Source organism: Nonomuraea sp. GTA35, from assembly GCF_041950525.1.
In the GTDB taxonomy this organism is placed as follows: Bacteria; Actinomycetota; Actinomycetes; order Streptosporangiales; family Streptosporangiaceae; genus Nonomuraea.
Map to the genome: position 1 here is coordinate 156,070 of NZ_JBGNUV010000017.1, position 15,031 is coordinate 171,100.

16 protein-coding genes are annotated in these 15,031 nt (G+C 73.2%); 13 read left to right on the forward strand and 3 right to left on the reverse strand.

Annotation, left to right across the window (positions count from 1 at the left end):
* Positions 1 to 130: 130 nt before the first annotated feature.
* Genes ACBJ32_RS49755 through rbsK form a run of 9 tightly spaced genes read left to right on the forward strand, consistent with a single transcriptional unit; the run spans position 131 to position 9,634 of the window.
* Complete coding sequence (locus tag ACBJ32_RS49755; protein WP_375132884.1) at positions 131 to 1,162, forward strand: LacI family DNA-binding transcriptional regulator; 1,032 nt, start codon at positions 131 to 133, stop codon at positions 1,160 to 1,162.
* Entirely contained in the window at positions 1,159 to 2,073 is a 915-nt protein-coding gene (locus tag ACBJ32_RS49760; RefSeq protein ID WP_357876386.1) for a sugar ABC transporter permease, read from the forward strand. Before ACBJ32_RS49755 ends, ACBJ32_RS49760 begins: the two co-directional genes overlap by 4 nt.
* Entirely contained in the window at positions 2,070 to 2,888 is an 819-nt protein-coding gene (locus ACBJ32_RS49765; protein WP_357876384.1) for a carbohydrate ABC transporter permease, read from the forward strand. Before ACBJ32_RS49760 ends, ACBJ32_RS49765 begins: the two co-directional genes overlap by 4 nt.
* A gap of 9 nt (positions 2,889 to 2,897) precedes the next feature.
* Positions 2,898 to 4,208 (forward strand): ABC transporter substrate-binding protein, encoded by a 1,311-nt coding sequence (locus tag ACBJ32_RS49770; protein WP_375132885.1) that lies wholly within the window; start codon positions 2,898 to 2,900, stop codon positions 4,206 to 4,208.
* Between the two features lie 5 nt (positions 4,209 to 4,213).
* Entirely contained in the window at positions 4,214 to 5,239 is a 1,026-nt protein-coding gene (locus tag ACBJ32_RS49775; RefSeq protein ID WP_375132886.1) for an ADP-ribosylglycohydrolase family protein, read from the forward strand.
* A 6-nt stretch (positions 5,240 to 5,245) separates the two neighbouring features.
* Positions 5,246 to 6,289 (forward strand): ADP-ribosylglycohydrolase family protein, encoded by a 1,044-nt coding sequence (locus tag ACBJ32_RS49780; protein ID WP_375132887.1) that lies wholly within the window; start codon positions 5,246 to 5,248, stop codon positions 6,287 to 6,289.
* A complete protein-coding gene (locus ACBJ32_RS49785) occupies positions 6,286 to 7,425 on the forward strand; it encodes an ADP-ribosylglycohydrolase family protein (protein ID WP_357876376.1) in 1,140 nt (379 codons plus the stop codon). The genes ACBJ32_RS49780 and ACBJ32_RS49785 overlap by 4 nt, the downstream gene beginning before the upstream one ends.
* Positions 7,422 to 8,753 (forward strand): ADP-ribosylglycohydrolase family protein, encoded by a 1,332-nt coding sequence (locus ACBJ32_RS49790; RefSeq protein WP_375132888.1) that lies wholly within the window; start codon positions 7,422 to 7,424, stop codon positions 8,751 to 8,753. Before ACBJ32_RS49785 ends, ACBJ32_RS49790 begins: the two co-directional genes overlap by 4 nt.
* Positions 8,750 to 9,634 carry a ribokinase gene (gene rbsK, locus ACBJ32_RS49795; RefSeq protein WP_375132889.1) on the forward strand — a complete coding sequence of 295 codons (885 nt, stop codon included), beginning with the start codon at positions 8,750 to 8,752 and terminating at the stop codon, positions 9,632 to 9,634. The genes ACBJ32_RS49790 and rbsK overlap by 4 nt, the downstream gene beginning before the upstream one ends.
* 76 nt (positions 9,635 to 9,710) lie before the next feature.
* Here rbsK and ACBJ32_RS49800 read toward each other — a convergent pair whose 3' ends face one another.
* Entirely contained in the window at positions 9,711 to 10,214 is a 504-nt protein-coding gene (locus ACBJ32_RS49800) for an NUDIX hydrolase (RefSeq protein WP_375132890.1), read from the reverse strand.
* A 56-nt stretch (positions 10,215 to 10,270) separates the two neighbouring features.
* On the opposite strand from ACBJ32_RS49800, the gene ACBJ32_RS49805 reads away from it, so the two are divergent.
* Positions 10,271 to 10,480, forward strand: a complete 210-nt coding sequence (locus ACBJ32_RS49805; RefSeq protein WP_375132891.1) for a hypothetical protein — start codon at positions 10,271 to 10,273, stop codon at positions 10,478 to 10,480.
* Positions 10,481 to 10,526: 46 nt separating this feature from the next.
* Here the strand turns inward: ACBJ32_RS49805 and ACBJ32_RS49810 are convergent, their stop codons facing one another.
* Positions 10,527 to 11,222, reverse strand: a complete 696-nt coding sequence (locus ACBJ32_RS49810; RefSeq protein WP_375132892.1) for a FadR/GntR family transcriptional regulator — start codon at positions 11,220 to 11,222, stop codon at positions 10,527 to 10,529.
* A 209-nt stretch (positions 11,223 to 11,431) separates the two neighbouring features.
* Here ACBJ32_RS49810 and ACBJ32_RS49815 point away from each other — a divergent pair, with 209 nt between their 5' ends.
* Together ACBJ32_RS49815 and ACBJ32_RS49820 are read left to right on the forward strand one after the other, a co-directional pair.
* Positions 11,432 to 13,093: a 2-isopropylmalate synthase gene (locus tag ACBJ32_RS49815; protein ID WP_375132988.1), complete on the forward strand. Its 1,662-nt coding sequence runs from the start codon at positions 11,432 to 11,434 to the stop codon at positions 13,091 to 13,093.
* Between the two features lie 15 nt (positions 13,094 to 13,108).
* Positions 13,109 to 13,615 (forward strand): nucleotidyltransferase domain-containing protein, encoded by a 507-nt coding sequence (locus ACBJ32_RS49820; protein ID WP_375132893.1) that lies wholly within the window; start codon positions 13,109 to 13,111, stop codon positions 13,613 to 13,615.
* Here the strand turns inward: ACBJ32_RS49820 and pyrF are convergent.
* Positions 13,606 to 14,430: an orotidine-5'-phosphate decarboxylase gene (pyrF, locus tag ACBJ32_RS49825; protein ID WP_375132894.1), complete on the reverse strand. Its 825-nt coding sequence runs from the start codon at positions 14,428 to 14,430 to the stop codon at positions 13,606 to 13,608. The genes ACBJ32_RS49820 and pyrF overlap by 10 nt on opposite strands.
* Positions 14,431 to 14,547: 117 nt before the next feature.
* Here pyrF and ACBJ32_RS49830 point away from each other — a divergent pair, with 117 nt between their 5' ends.
* The gene (locus tag ACBJ32_RS49830; protein ID WP_375132895.1) at positions 14,548 to 15,024 is read left to right on the forward strand and encodes a DUF6968 family protein; all 477 of its coding nucleotides are present in this window, start codon (positions 14,548 to 14,550) and stop codon (positions 15,022 to 15,024) included.
* The last annotated feature ends 7 nt before the right edge of the window (positions 15,025 to 15,031 follow it).

Consider the following 15,031-nt stretch of genomic DNA (forward strand, 5'->3'; position numbering starts at 1 on the left):
CATAGCCTCTGACCTGGTGTTATGCGATCGTGACTTGACCCGCAAGTTACATCCATGTTTCATGTCCCCAATCCGTAAACGTTTACAGCCATCGTCCCGTAAACGTTTACCTCCAGTTGGAAGGACAGCCTTGGCCGACGGACCCACGATCAACACGATCGCCGAGCGCGCGGGCGTCTCGATTGCCTCCGTCTCGCGGGTGCTGAACGGCCTGCCGACCAGGCAGGAGACCGTGCGCAAGGTGATGGCCGCCGCCGACGAGCTCGGCTACGTGCGCAACGCCGTGGCCAGGTCGCTCAAGTCGCGCCGCACCCACCAGGTCGCCTTCGCCATGGCGGACGTCGGCAACCCCGCCTACCTGGCCATGCTGCGCCAGATCCAGCCCGTGCTGAAGGCCGCCGGCTACCGGCTCGTGCTGCACTCGACCGACGCCGTCGTGGCGGACGAGATCGACGTGCTGCACAGCCTGGGCGAGCGGTACGTGGACGGGCTGATCATGAGCCCCCTGCGCGTCACCGAGGCCCACCTGGAGATGCTGGCGACGGCCAGGGCCCCCGTCGTGATCATCGGCTCGGTGCCCGAGGGCACGCGGGTGGACAACGTACGCGCCGACTCGCGCACCGGCGTGCGGCTGGCGGTAGACCACCTCTACGCGCTCGGCCGCCGCCGCATCGCGATGATCAACGGCCCGCTCGACACCGTCCCCGGCGCCGCCCGCGGGGCCGCGTACCGGGAGGCGCTGGAGGACCTCGGCCTGCCGTACGACGAGAACCTCGTGCAGATCGGCGACTTCTACCGCCCGGAAGGGGCGCAGGCCGTGGCCGCGCTGCTCGACCGGGAACCCGGCGTGGACGCGCTGATGTGCGCCAACGACCTGATCGCGCTCGGCGCCCTCGACGTGCTGCGCGCGGCGGGCAAGCGGGTGCCCGAGGACGTGGCCGTGGTCGGCATGGACGACACCGACCTGGCCGCGGCCTCGTGGCCGTCGCTGACCAGCGTCTCGCTCGGCTCGGCCGAGCGCGGCAAGGCCGCCGCCGAGCTGCTGCTGGAGCGGCTGCGGGGCGTCGAAGGCGAGCCCAGGGTGGTCACCGTGCCCCCGCGCCTGGCCGTGCGCGCCTCCACCGCGGGCCCCGGCTACGAGAGAGAGGAGGGCGGACGGTGACGGCGACCGTGACACGACCGGCACCGCCGCGAGGACCGCGGGCCAGACGCCGCGGCATCTCCCGCCAGACGCGGGAGATGTGGGTGCTGATGCTGCCGGCCCTGGTGCCGGTGCTGCTGTTCAGCGTGGGCCCGCTGCTGTACGGCATCGGCCTGGCGTTCACCGACGCCCGCAACACCCGCGTCCACCAGACCGAGTTCGTGGGCCTGGAGAACTTCACCCGCCTGCTGACCGACGACGAGTTCTGGTCGTCGTTCCAGATCGGCGCCATCTGGGCCGTCTCCGTGACCGTGCTGCAGTTCCTGGCCGCGCTCGGCCTGGCGCTGCTGCTGAACGAGAAGCTGCGCTTCAGCGGCCTGGCCAGGGTGCTGTCGGTGGTGCCGTGGGCGATGCCGCCGGTGGTCATCGGCCTGATGTGGAAGCTCGTCTACCACCCCGACGCGGGCGTGCTGAACGACCTGCTCGGCACCGACGTCAACTGGCTGGCCGACTTCTCGCTCGCGCTGCCCGCGATCATCGTGGTCGGCATCTGGGCCGGCATGCCGCAGACCACGGTCGTGCTGCTGGCCGGCCTGCAGAACATCCCCAAGGAGCTGTACGAGGCCGGCGAGATGGACGGCGCGGGCACCTGGCGGCGCTTCTGGAACATCACGCTGCCGCAGCTCAGGCCGGTGATCGTGGCGATCACCTCGCTCGACTTCGTGTGGAACATCAACCAGTTCGGCCTGGTGTACGTGCTCACCCAGGGCGGCCCCGGCGGCCGCACGCGGCTGCCGATGCTGTTCGCCTACGAGGAGGCGTTCAGGTACCGCATGGCCGGTTACGCCTCGATGCTCGGCCTCGCCATGGCGATCGTCGTGCTCGCGGTGCTCGGGCTGTACCTGTGGCGGCAGATGAGGGAGGCCAAGTGAGACGCGCATCGCAGTACGTCGCGCTGGTGGCGTACGTCGTCTTCCTGGCGTTCCCGCTGGTGTGGCTGCTGTCCACGGCGCTGAAGACGCCCCAGGAGATGGCGCTGACCGAGCCGACGTGGATCCCGCGCGAGCCGACGCTGGCCAACTTCGGCGACGCGTTCGGCGAGCAGGATCTGGTCGGCGCGTCGCTGCGCAGCCTGGTCGTGGCGCTGTTCGCGAGCGTGATCACGGTGCTGATCTCGCTGCCCGCCGCCTACGCCATGGCGCGCTACCGCGGCCTGATCAACAAGATCGCGATCGGGTGGGTGCTGGTCAGCCAGGTGTTCCCGTTCATCCTGATCATCATCCCGCTCTTCATGATCCTGCGCGACCTCGACCTGATCAACACGCTGCCGGGGCTGGTCGTCGTGCACGTGACGTTCACGCTGCCGTTCGCGCTGTGGATGTTGCAGGGGTACGTGCGTGCGGTGCCGCGCGAGCTGGAGGAGGCGGCGGCCGTGGACGGCGCGAGCCGGCTGCGCTCGATCGCGAGCGTGGTCGCCCCGCTGCTCGCGCCCGGCGTGGTGGCCACGCTGCTGTTCTCGTTCATCTCGTCGTGGAACGAGTTCATGTTCGCGCTGGTGATCCTGCAGAACCCCGACGTCATGACGCTCCCGCTCACGCTGGTGAGGTTCACCGGCCCCGAGGGGGTGGCCAGGCTCGGCCCGCTGGCCGCGGCGTCGCTCATGGCGACGATCCCGAGCCTGATCTTCTTCGCAATCATTCAGCGGCGGCTGAAGTCCGGCCTGATGGCCGGCGCCGTCAAGGGCTAGGAGGCTCATATGCGAATCACGTCCGCTCTGGCGGCTGCGGCGGTCCTCACGCTCGCCGCCGCGTGCAGCGGGGGAGGTGGCGGCAGCGAGTCGTCGTCGTCCCCCAACGAGCCGGTGAAGATCGATTTCCTCAGCCTGGCGTGGCAGAAGGAGTCCGTCGCCGCGAACAAGCAGCTCGTGGACGAGTGGAACAAGGCCAACCCCACCATCCAGGTCACCTACGTCCAGGGCAGCTGGGACAACGTCAACGACCAGCTCGTCACCCAGTTCGCCGGCGGCACCGCGCCCGACGTCATCCACAACGACTCGCCCGCGCTGTCCGGCTTCGCCTCCGACGGCTACCTGCTGGACCTGAAGGACAAGCTGCCGGCCGAGCTCAAGAGCGACATCCCGCAGACCGCCTGGGACACCGTCACCTTCGGCGACGGCAAGGGCGGCCAGGGCGTGTACGGCGTGCCGTTCCTGCAGGAGTCGCAGGTCATCATCGCCAACAAGAAGCTGCTGGACGAGGCCAAGGTGCGCATCCCCACCGCGGACAACCCGTGGACCTGGGACGAGTTCTCCGAGGCCGCCAAGAAGATGACCAAGGGCGAGTCGTACGGCGTGGCCTGGGCCATGAAGTCGCCCGTCAACAAGACCCTCAACCTGGCGCTCAACTTCGGCGGCACCTTCTTCCAGACCGGCGCCGACGGCAAGACCACCGTCAAGGTCGGCCCGGAGGAGCGCGAGGTGCTCCAGCGCATCCACGACCAGCTCCACAAGGACAAGTCCGCCGACCCCGACGCGCTCGGCCAGGGCACCGCCGACCCGCTGCCCGCCTTCTACAAGGGCAAGTTCGCGCTGCTGCCCGCCGGCGTCTACCTGCGCCAGCAGGTCGTCGAGCAGGCGCCCGACGGGTTCGAGTGGGTCACGCTGCCCGCGCCCAAGGGCACCAGCGCCCAGCAGGGCGCCGTCTCGCAGACGCTGTCGATCGCGCAGGAGAGCGAGCACCCGGACGAGGCCATGAAGTTCATCTCGTTCTTCCTGAACGGCGCCAACCAGGCCAAGCTCGCCAAGGGCGACTGGCTCCTGCCCACCTCCCAGAAGGCGGCCGCCGACCCGGCCATGACCACCGAGGAGAACGGCTGGGACGTGGCCACGGCCTCCGCCAAGAACCTGGTGGTGGCGCCGTTCCTGAAGGTGAACGGGTTCGACGAGTGGAAGAGCAAGGTGGCGACCCCCGCCCTGCAGGAGTACTTCGCCAATAAGATCACCATCGACCAGGTGGCGGCGAAGCTGGTCGAGGACGGGAACAAGGTGTTGGAGCGTTACCAGCGGTGATTGTCGTGCGGGAGAGGGCCCGGGGGTGCCTGCTCGGCCTGGCGGCCGGCGACGCCCTCGGCGCCCCGGCCGAGAACCTCACGCCGCAGGAGATCCGGCGGCGCTGGGGGCGGCTCACCGAGATCGAGGGCGGGGGGACCGATGACACGGAGTACGCCATCTTCGCCGCCTCCCTGCTCGTCCGCCACGGCCACACGCTCACCCCGGCGGACGTGGCCGCCGCCTACCGCTCGCAGATCATCCCTCGCGTGACGGGCCCGATGCGCGGCGCCGGCTTCTCCGAGCTCGGCACCATCGAGGCCCTCCGCCGCGGCCTCCAGCCCCCGCTGACGGGCCTGGCCCACTCGCACGGCTGGTCGGACGGCCTGGCCATGCGCGCCGCCCCCTACGGCGTCTTCTGCCCGGGGGACCCGGCGGAGGCGGCCCGGCTCGTGGAGCAGGACGGGCTGGTCAGCGGCTCCGGCGAGGGCATCCTGGGCGGCCGAGCGGTCGCCGGCGCGGTGGCCGCCGCCATGGGCGGCGCCTCGCCCCGCGAGGTGGTGCTCGCCGCCCTGTCGGTCATCCCGGCCGACTCGTGGACGGCCAGGAACGTGGTGCGGGCCTGCGAGGTGCTGGGGTGGTCCCCCGCCGCGTCCGATGGGGCGCGTTCCGGTGCCGCGTCCGGTGGGGCGCGTTCCGGCGCCGGTGCGGTGGACGTGGCGGCGGAGGTCGTCGAAGCCCTGCACCGGGCCGTGGTCGTCCAGCACTACCCCTGGACCGACGTCGCCCCGGAGGCCGTCGCCCTCGCCATGGCCGCGTTCCTGGCCGGGGACGGCGACGTCGAGGCGGCCGTGACGTTCGGGGTGAGCCTGGGCAGGGACGCCGACACGATCGGCGCCATCGCCGGGGCCATCGCCGGGGCGAGCCGGGGCGAGCGGGGCGTCCCGGCCCGATGGGCCGCCAGGATAGGCCCCGTGACGGGCAAGTGCCTGCCCGTCGTGGCCGGAAGACACGTGCTGGACGTCGCCGACGAGCTGGCGGAAGGACTGTAGATCACCATGTCGGGGGACAGAATCAGGGGGGCCTTCATCGGCCTCGCCATCGGTGACGCCGTGGGCTGGCCGGCGGCCAGGCACCGCGCGGCCCTGCACGCGCCCTGGAGCCGCCGCCTGCACCGCGAGCTGGACGCGTTCGCCGAGGAGCACCACGTCACCACGCTCCCGGTGCCGTTCGCGCTGAACCAGCCCACCGCGCCGCTCCGGGTGGGCCCGTCCGACGACGCCGAGTGGCTGGCGTGGACGATGCTGACGATCGACCGTCCGCGCGCCGAGGCGTTCAGGGAGCTCACCGCGAGCGATGACGCCGGCGCAGGCGGCGGGGCGGGCACCGCTGCGGGTAACGGCGCAGGCGGCGGCCGGACCGGCGGCGGCCCGCGCGTCAGGGCCCGCATCTCCGTGGCGACCGCGCTCGACAACCTGGCCAAGGGCGTCGAGCCGCCCGCCTCCGGCCACGACAACCCGCACCACTTCGACGACGCCGCCGCCATCCGGGCCGTCGCGTACGGGGTCCTGGGGAGGGACCCGACGCGGGACGCCCAGGTGACGAACGCCGGCGACGGCGTGCTGGCCGCCCAGGCCGTGGCCGCCGCGATCGAGGAGGCCGTGGCCTCGGGCCGGCCGGGCGCGGCGGTGGAGGCGGCGCTCGCCGTCCTGCCGGAGGACACCGCCATCGGCCACAACGCCCGCCTGGCCCTGGAGGTCGCCAGGAAGGCGGGCGACCCGTTCGGCGCGATCCCCGCGCTGGACGCCGCGCTGCTCGACCACGTCTACAGCTACGGCGTGGGCGCCGCGCAGACCGTCCCGGTGGCGCTCGCGCTGGCCGAGGCCGCCGCCGGCGACCTCACCAGGGCCGTCCCGGCGGCGGCCTGCCTGGCCCCGCTGGCCGACTCGGCTCCCGCGCTCACCGGAGCGCTGGCCGGGGCGTGCGGCGGGTACGAGGCGATCCCGGAGGGGTGGACCGCCTCGGCCCGCACGCTGGCCGGCTGCTGCCTGCCTGACCTGGCGGGCCGTGATCTGATCGAACTACTGGAGGGAATCGCATGACGCCGCTTGAGGACAGAGCCACTGGCTGCGTGGCGGGGGCGGCGGTCGGTGACGCGCTGGGCGGCGCCACCGAGGGCTGGACTCCCGAGCAGATCGTGGAGCGGTACGGGGGCCGCGTCGAGGGCATCGTGCCGCCGTTCAACGAGGACTGGCGCAACGCCCGCCCCATCGCCCCGTACCACAAGGGCGACGGCCACATCACCGACGACACGCTGATGACGCACGCCCTGATCCGCGTGTACGAGAAGACCGGCGGCCACCTGGACGCGTACGCGATGGCCGAGCACCTGGTGCCCGAGCTGATGGGCGAGCGGCGCTGGATCCCCGAGCTGGAGGCCGAGGCGCTGCCCCTGCAGCGCATCTTCCTGGCCGAGAAGTGGATCGTGGCCCGGCTGCACTACGGGCACGCCGACCCCCGCGAGGCCGGCGTCGGCAACATCGTGAACTGCGGCGCCGCCATGTACGTGGCTCCCGTCGGCATCGTGAACGCCGCCGACCCCGACGCCGCCTACGCCGAGGCCATCGAGCTGACCGGGGCGCACCAGTCCAGCTACGGCCGCGAGGCCGCCGGCGTGATGGCCGCCGCCGTGGCCGAGGCCATGCGGCCGGGCGCCACCGCCGACTCCGTGGTGGGCGCCTGCCTGCGCCTGGCCAAGGACGGCACGAGGGCCGCCATCGAGGCCGTCTGCGAGACCGCCGCCGGGCTGGGGCACTGGGACGGCTCGTTCGAGGCGCTGCGCGCCGCCGTGCGGCCGTACGACACCGTCGCCGACACCTACCGCGACCAGGGGCTGGGCGCGCGCAGGCCGAGCCGGGTGCACAGCATCGAGGAGCTGCCGCTGGCGCTCGGGTTCCTGCTGATCGCCAAGGGCGACTTCCGCGACACCGTGCTGGGCGGGGTGAACTACGGGCGCGACGCCGACTCGATCGCCTCCATGGGCGGGGCCATCGCGGGCGCGCTCGGCGGCCTGTCCTGCGTGCCGCAGGAGTGGGTGGCGCAGGTGGGGGCGGCCAGCCGTACGGACCTGGTGGCTCCCGGGCTGGCCATCGCGGAGGTGGCGCGCCGCGTGCACGCCGGCGACCTGGCACGGCGCCGCGCCCACGAGTCAGCCTTCGCCGAGCTCGAGCGCGCATGATCAGGCTCACCTGGGTCCAGCCGGAGGACCTCGTCGGGCACGAGCTGCGCCAGGCAGCCGAGGACGGCCGCGACGTCCGGAAGCTCGCGGCCCGCTGGCACGCGGCAGGCGGGCACGACGCGCCGCCGCGCGCGGGCGCCTCGGAACCGGGCGCGGCGCGGCTGCGCGGGCTGGCGGAGGAGCTGCTGGACGAGCTGGCGGCCATCCCGTCACCGCTGCCCGAGCCGTCGGACCTGCCGGGCATCATCGCCGCCTGCCCCGCCTGGCCCGCTCCACGGCAGGGGGGTGTGGCAGTGGATCCGGCGCGGGTCCTCGGTGCGTGGCTGGGGCGGGCGGCCGGGTGCGTGCTGGGCAAGCCCGTGGAGAAGATCCCCAGGCAGGGCATCAGGGAGATCGCCGAAGCCACCGGCAACTGGCCGATCCGCGGCTGGTTCACCGCCGAGGGCCTGCCGGGCGACGTCGCCCGCCGCTGGCCGTGGAACCGCCGCAGCGCCGTCAACTCCCTCGCCGAGAACATCGACGGCATCCCCGAGGACGACGACCTCAACTACCCGCTGCTCGCCCTGTCCCTTCTGGAGCGCCACGGCCGCGGCTTCACCACCGAGGACGTGGCCAGGCTGTGGCTCGACGAGCTGCCCGCTGGCCGGACGTTCACCGCCGAGCGCGTCGCGTACCGCAACCTCCTGGACGGCGTCGAGCCCCCGGCCACGGCCACCTACCGCAACCCGTTCAGGGAGTGGATCGGCGCGCTGATCAGGGCGGACGTGTACGGCTGGGTGAACCCGGGCGACCCGGCGGCGGCGGCCGAGCACGCCTGGCGCGACGCCCGGCTCACGCACACCGCGAACGGGATCTACGGGGCGATGTTCGCGGCCGCGATGTGCGCCGCCTCGATGGTGGCCGGCTCCGCGGAGGAGGTCGTGCGGGCGGGGCTGTCGGTGGTGCCCGAGGGGTCGCGGCTGCACGAGGCCGTCCGCCTGGCGGTCGCGGACGCCGCGGGCGAGGACGACTTCGAACGGGTCGTCGACCGGCTCCACGAGCGCCACGGCGCCCTGCACTGGGTGCACACGATCAACAACGCCGCCCTGGTGGCGGCCACGCTGATCCACGGCAGGGGCGACTTCACCGCCACGATCGCCGGAGCGGTCGCCGGGGGCTGGGACACCGACTCCGCCGGAGCGACGGCCGGGGCCGTCGCGGGCGCGCTGAACGGCGGCGTGCCGGAGCGGTGGCGCATGCGTGACAGCCTGGCCAGCAGCCTGACAGGCTTCGACGGGGTGGGTCTTGCCGAGCTGGCCGCCCGTACTCAGGAGATGATGACGTCATGATCTCGGTTTTCGGCAGCGCCAACATGGACCTCGTCGCGTACGTCTCGAAAGCCCCGAAGCTGGGTGAGACGGTCACCGGTCACCGGTTCCGTACCGTGCCGGGCGGGAAGGGCGCCAACCAGGCGATCGCCGCCGCGCGGGCGGGTGGCGAGGTGGCGTTCCTGGGGGCGGTGGGCGACGACGGGTTCGGGGCGGAGATGCGCTCCACGCTGGCGGAGGCCGGGATCGACGTGCGCGGCCTGCGCCAGGTGCCGGGCCCCAGCGGCATCGCCCACATCATGGTGGACGACGACGGCGCGAACTCGATCATCGTCGTCCCCGGCGCGAACGGCACCATCACCGGCCCCTCCGGCGAGGACCTGGCGGCGATCGCCTCCTCCAGCGTGCTGCTGCTCCAGCTCGAGCTGCCCATGGCGGCGGTCGTGGCGGCGGCGCAGGCCGGCAACGTGGCCGGCGTGCCGGTCTTCCTCACCCCCGCCCCCGCCCAGCCGCTGCCCGCCGAGCTGCTGGAGGCGGTCACGACCATCGTGCCGAACGAGCACGAGGCCGCGGCCATCACCGGCGTCCAGGGGGCGGAGGCCGCCCTGGAGGCGCTGCTGGAGCTGGTGGAGGAGGCCGTGATCACGCTGGGCTCCGACGGGGCGCTGTACGGGTCGAGGTCGGGGGAGCGGCTGCGGGTGCCCGCCGTGAAGGTGGACGCGGTGGACACGACGGCGGCCGGTGACACGTTCGTGGGGGCGCTGGCGGTGGCGCGCACCGAGCGGATGCCCGTGGCCGACGCGCTGAGCTTCGCCGCCACGGCGGCGGCGCTGTCGGTGCAGCGGGAGGGCGCCAGCACCTCGATGCCGACCCGCCGCGAGATCGAGGACGCGCTCGGCTGACCGGCGCCCCGCTTGCCCGTGCGGCAGGCAGCGCCTGACCGGCGTCCCGCTGTCCGCCGAACCCTGACGGGTGTCGCTACTCGTGCAGCCAGCCGAGCCTGACTGGCGCGCCGGGCCGTTCTCCGGCGAGCAGGGCGGGCACGAGGCCGGCCAGGCGGGGCGGGAAGACGCGCTCCCGCGTGGCAGCCAGCTCGGCGGCGCTACACCAGCGGTGGCCCAGCTCCCACTCCGCCAGCTCGTAGTCCTCCAGAGCGGCGGGGGCGACGGCCGGGGTCTGGACGCGGGCGAAGAAGTACAGGTGCACCGAGTAGAAGTGGCGGCCCTGGTTGGACCACGCGCCCTCGTTCGTGGCCACGGGATCGCCGAGCTCGGCGGGGTCCAGCACGTGACCGGTCTCCTCGTACGCCTCGCGCGCCGCCGCCTGCGCGGGTGTCTCGCCCGCCTCGATGCCGCCGCCGGGCAGGTGCCAGGCGGGCTCCTTCGGCCACGGGTCAGGCGGGATGAACCGGAACAGCAGCACCCGGTCGTCCGGGTCGGCCAGGATGATGCGGGCGGTCGGGCGCTGCGTGCGGGAGATCACCCCCGGGACCCTAGCAAGGCTGGTTCGGGCAGTGCCGTCAGGGCAGGTGAGAGGCTATGAGCCAGACATCCGATGAGCTGCCGGAAGCCGTGGGCGGGGTGAGCGGGGAGAGCGACGTGGTCGCCGAGCGCTCGGGCTGCGACACGCCCACGTCGCGCCGCCCGGTGCCCGCCGACCTGCCCGACGAGCAGGACGAGCCGGAGCCTGAGGAGGAGCCCGGCGACGAGGACGACGAGATCCGGCCTGACGTGGGCCCCACGGGCTGAGGCCGGGGCGGGTGCGGCCGGGCTCCCAGGCGGCGGAACCGGGCGGTCAGGGGTTCCGGCGGTGGAGCAGGGCCAGGGTCTGCTCCAGCTCCGCCCGCAGGATCTCCTCGGCCGCGTCACCGTCGCCCCGCCGGATGGCCGCCACCAGCGCGGCGTGCGTGCCGTGCCCGGTGTTGGGGTCGTGCTTGCGCAGCTCCAGCATCTCCACCAGGTCGATCAGCCGCTCCCGCAGCGCGGGCGCGAACTCGGCGAACAGGTCCGACAGCACCGGGTTGCGCGCCGCCGCCACGACCGCCGCGTGCAGCGTGATGTCGGCGTCCACGAAGGCCGCGTCGTCACCGGCCGCCGCCCGCTCGCGCCCTTGCAGCGCCGACTCCAGTGCCGCCACGTCCTCGTCGGTACGCCGCCCCGCCGCCAGCCGTGCCGCCTGGGTCTCGACGATCATGCGGACCTCGTACACGTCGGTGATGGCGGCCCGCCGCAGCCGGGCCGGCCAGTCCTCCGCCGGCTCCGTCGCGATCACGAACACCCCCGACCCCTGCCGGGCCTGCACCAGCCCCGCCCCGGCCAGCGCCCGCAGCGCCTCCCGCACCGTCGAGCGGCCCACCCCGAGCGTCCTGGCCAGCGTGTTCTCCCCGGGCAGGCGGGTGCCCACCGGCCACTCGCCCTGCGTGATCTGCTCGCGCAGGTGCTCGGTGGCCTGCTCGACCAGAGGGCTGGGGCGGAGTGAGCCGAGCGGCATGGCAGCGAACCTCTCAGGTTGTCTGAGGACCTGTGTTGTGGTTAGTCTACCCCTCATGACGTCGTACGGTCGCCTCCTTCTTGGCCGCCGCGGCGGGGCCTGACCGGACCGGCACCCCGCCGCGGTGGTTCGGGTGCCTGCCGGTCTCTCCGTCACGACCGAGAGGGAAGAAACACGTGTACGACTGGAACCGGCAGCGCCCCAGCAGCATGCCGTACCACCGCTACCGGCCCGCCCACGAGCGCGTCGAGGTGCCGCTGACCGGCCGCGCCTGGCCGGCGCGGCGCATCACCGAGGCCCCGCTGTGGGTGCCCGTCGACCTGCGCGACGGCAACCAGGCCCTGGCCGAGCCGATGGACCCCGAGCGCAAGCGCCGCATGTTCGAGCTGCTCACCGGCATGGGCTTCAAGGAGATCGAGGTCGGCTACCCCTCCTCCAGCCAGCTCGACTTCGACTTCATCCGCCACCTGGCCACGCCGGGCGCCGTGCCCGAGGACGTCAGCGTGGTGGTGTTCACGCCCGCCAGGCACGACCTGATCGAGCGCACCTTCGCCTCGATCGAAGGCATGTCCCGCGTGGTCGTGCACCTCTACACGCCCACCGCGCCCACCTGGCGCGACGTGGTGCTCGGCCACGACAGGCCCGCGCTGCGCGCGCTGATCAGGGACGCCGCCGGGCACATCGCCCGCCTCGCGGGCGACCGCGACATCCGCTTCCAGTTCTCGCCCGAGGTGTTCAACCTCACCGAGCCGGACTTCGTGCTGGAGGTCTGCAACGACCTGACCGCCCTGTGGGACGCCTCGCCCGACCGTCCCGTGACCCACAACCTGCCCGCGACGGTCGAGGTGGCCACGCCCAACGTGTACGCCGACCAGATCGAGTACATGCACCGCCACCTCGACCGCAGGGACGCCGTGATCCTGTCCGTGCACCCGCACAACGACCGCGGCACCGGCGTGGCCTGCGCCGAGCTGGCCGTGCTGGCGGGGGCCCAGCGGGTGGAGGGCTGCCTGTTCGGCAACGGCGAGCGCACCGGCAACGTGGACCTGGTGACGCTGGCGCTGAACCTGCACGCCCAGGGCGTCGATCCGATGATCGACCTGTCCGACATCGACGAGGTGCGCAGGGTCGTCGAGCACTGCAACCGCCTGCCGGTGCCCGAGCGCCACCCGTACGCGGGCGACCTGGTCTACACCGCCTTCTCCGGCACCCACCAGGACGCCATCAACAAGGGCATGGCCCACCACGCCAAGCGCGCCGCCGACCTGGGCGTGCCGCCGGAGCAGGCGCCGTGGGAGGTGCCGTACCTGCCGATCGACCCGGCCGACGTGGGGCGCGGCTACCAGGCGGTCATCCGCGTCAACAGCCAGTCGGGCAAGGGCGGCATCGCGTACCTGCTGCACACCCGCTACGGCCTGGAGCTGCCCCGGCGGCTGCAGATCGACTTCTCGTCGGTCGTCCAGCAGGCCACCGACGGCAGCGGCGAGGAGATCACCGCCGAGCAGCTCTGGGAGCTCTTCCACGCCACCTACCTGGCGCCGGGGGAGATCGGCGCGCTTGCGGACTGGAGCACGGTGGAGACCGGGCCCGGCGCGCACGAGTTCACCGGGACGCTGCGCAACGGCCGCCGGCTGAGCGGCACCGGCAACGGCCCGCTGTCCGCGCTGACCGCCGCGCTCGCCGGCGACGGGATCGACGTGGACATCCTGCACTACGCCGAGCACGCCCTGGACCCCGGCAGGGGCAGCCGGGCCATCGCCTACGTCGAGGCCAAGGTGAACGGCACCACCTGCTGGGGCGCGGCCCAGGACACCTCGGTGCTGACCGCCTCCGTGCACGCGGTGCTGGCCGCCGTCCACCGGGCCGGCTGACCTGGGATCGTCGTCATGTTCGAAGCGAGCGCCGTGCTGGACGTGCTGGAGACGCTCAGGAAGGCGGGCTGCCAGGTCTGGGTGGCCGGCGGCTGGGGCATCGACGCGCTCGTCGGCCGGATCACCAGGAAGCACAGTGACCTCGACCTGCTGCACCGCGTGGAGCAGGAGCCGGCCGTGATCGCCGCCCTGGAGAGCCTGGGGTACGCCGAGCGCGCGGAAGGCGTCGTGCCGGGACGGCCCGCCCGCTTCGTCATGACGGGCCCCGGCGGGCGCGAGGTGGACCTGCATCCGCTGCACCTCCGGCCCGACGGCTCCGCGCTCCAGCGGCTCGACGACGAGGGCGGCACCCTCGCCTACCCGGCCGGCGCCCTCGTCACCGGCGAGATCGCAGGCGTGGCCGTGCCGTGCCTGTCAGTGGCCCAGCAGGTGCACTTCCACCAGGGGTACACCCCCAGGGAGCGCGACCTGCTGGACATGGCGAGCCTGCGCGAGGCGTACGGGATCGCCACTCACTTCTGAGCGGGGGCGCCGGCCGCGAGGTGGGCGGCGCACTCGTCGCGGTAGTGCAGCGTACGGGTGCGCACCAGCTTCGGGTCGGCCAGCACGGCCCGCGACACCGACGGCACGACGGCGTGGCGCACGGACCCGAACAGCCGCGCCACGTCGGCCGGGGTGGCCCCCTGCGCGCCCAGCCCGGGCGCCAGGACGGGCCCGTTGAGGTCGTCCAGCGAGTGCTCCAGCGCGGGCAGCGTGGCGCCCATCACGACGCCGACGGGCCCGAAGGGCGCGTGCCCCGCGTTCGCCGCGGCGGCCCCGGCCAGCACCTGGCCGGCCACGAGCCGCTGCAGCCCGGCCGCCTCCGGGTTGGACGTGCGGGCCAGCACGAACACGCCCGCGTCGTTGGCCATCGCCGAGGTGATCGCGCCCTCCAGCGACCCGAACCCCAGGTAGGGGCTGAGCGTCACGGCGTCGGCGGCCAGCGGGCTGCCCTTGTCGAGGTACGCCTCGGCGTAGGCGGCCATCGTGCTGTCGATGTCGCCCCGCTTGACGTCGAGCAGCACCAGCGTGCCCGCCTCGCGCAGGTCGGCGATGGTGCGCTCCAGGACGGCGATGCCGCGGCTGCCCCAGCGCTCGAAGAAGGCCGACTGCGGTTTGACCACGGCGGCCACGTCGGCCACCGCCTCGACCACCGTGCGGCAGAAGCGCTCCAGCGCCGCGGGGGAGTCGTCGAGCCCCCAGGTGTGGAGCAGGGCGGGGCTCGGGTCGATGCCCACGCAGAGCGGCCCGCACGCGTCGAGTCTGGCTCGCAGGCGGCTCCCGAACGACTCGTTCATCTCAGCGCTCCCGTGGGCGAATGGTCCTCCGGCGACGATATGGTACGCGGGCCGCCGATGCCTAACTGGTGCCTCGCCGAGTCTTCCACGAGTGGCCCGGGGGGTAGATGAGCAGACATGTACGAGATCGCCCACCGCGTGCTGGAGCTGCGCACCGATCCGCCACGGGACGTCGTGGTCACGGTCGGCGTGCCCTACGAGGAACCGACGGGCGAGTGGTCGTGCCCGTACCGGATCGACGGGCTCGACGGATGGGAGCACGAGCGGAAGGTCTCCGGGCTCGACTCGCTGGAGGCGATCGAGCTGGCGATGATCACGGTCAGGGCGGCGGTGACCGGCTCGCACGAGGCCAGGGAGGGCCTGCTGGCCTGGGACGAGGAGCAGGCGGGGCAGCGGCCGCGGACGGTGTACGTGAGCGTGGACAGCGCGCGGAACCTGGCCTACATCGCGATGAAGCACGAGATCGTGCCGGGCGAGGCCAGGCGCCAGGTCGTGGCGGAGAACATCGTCCTCGACTACGGCGACGCCGGGCAGCTCCTGGGCCTGGAGCTCACGGACGCGGCCACGCTGCTCCCCGCGGAACTGCGCATCTGACCGGTCC

Excerpts from the sequence above, each read along its gene's own strand:
- ACBJ32_RS49770 (WP_375132885.1), top strand. The coding sequence starts at position 2,898 with ATGCGAATCACGTCCGCTCTGGCGGCTGCGGCGGTCCTCACGCTCGCC.
- ACBJ32_RS49780 (WP_375132887.1), top strand. The coding sequence starts at position 5,246 with ATGTCGGGGGACAGAATCAGGGGGGCCTTCATCGGCCTCGCCATCGGT.
- ACBJ32_RS49785 (WP_357876376.1), top strand. The coding sequence starts at position 6,286 with ATGACGCCGCTTGAGGACAGAGCCACTGGCTGCGTGGCGGGGGCGGCG.
- ACBJ32_RS49790 (WP_375132888.1), top strand. The coding sequence starts at position 7,422 with ATGATCAGGCTCACCTGGGTCCAGCCGGAGGACCTCGTCGGGCACGAG.
- rbsK (WP_375132889.1), top strand. The coding sequence starts at position 8,750 with ATGATCTCGGTTTTCGGCAGCGCCAACATGGACCTCGTCGCGTACGTC.
- ACBJ32_RS49805 (WP_375132891.1), top strand. The coding sequence starts at position 10,271 with ATGAGCCAGACATCCGATGAGCTGCCGGAAGCCGTGGGCGGGGTGAGC.
- ACBJ32_RS49810 (WP_375132892.1), bottom strand. The coding sequence starts at position 11,222 with ATGCCGCTCGGCTCACTCCGCCCCAGCCCTCTGGTCGAGCAGGCCACC.
- ACBJ32_RS49815 (WP_375132988.1), top strand. The coding sequence starts at position 11,432 with ATGCCGTACCACCGCTACCGGCCCGCCCACGAGCGCGTCGAGGTGCCG.
- ACBJ32_RS49820 (WP_375132893.1), top strand. The coding sequence starts at position 13,109 with ATGTTCGAAGCGAGCGCCGTGCTGGACGTGCTGGAGACGCTCAGGAAG.
- pyrF (WP_375132894.1), bottom strand. The coding sequence starts at position 14,430 with ATGAACGAGTCGTTCGGGAGCCGCCTGCGAGCCAGACTCGACGCGTGC.
- ACBJ32_RS49830 (WP_375132895.1), top strand. The coding sequence starts at position 14,548 with ATGTACGAGATCGCCCACCGCGTGCTGGAGCTGCGCACCGATCCGCCA.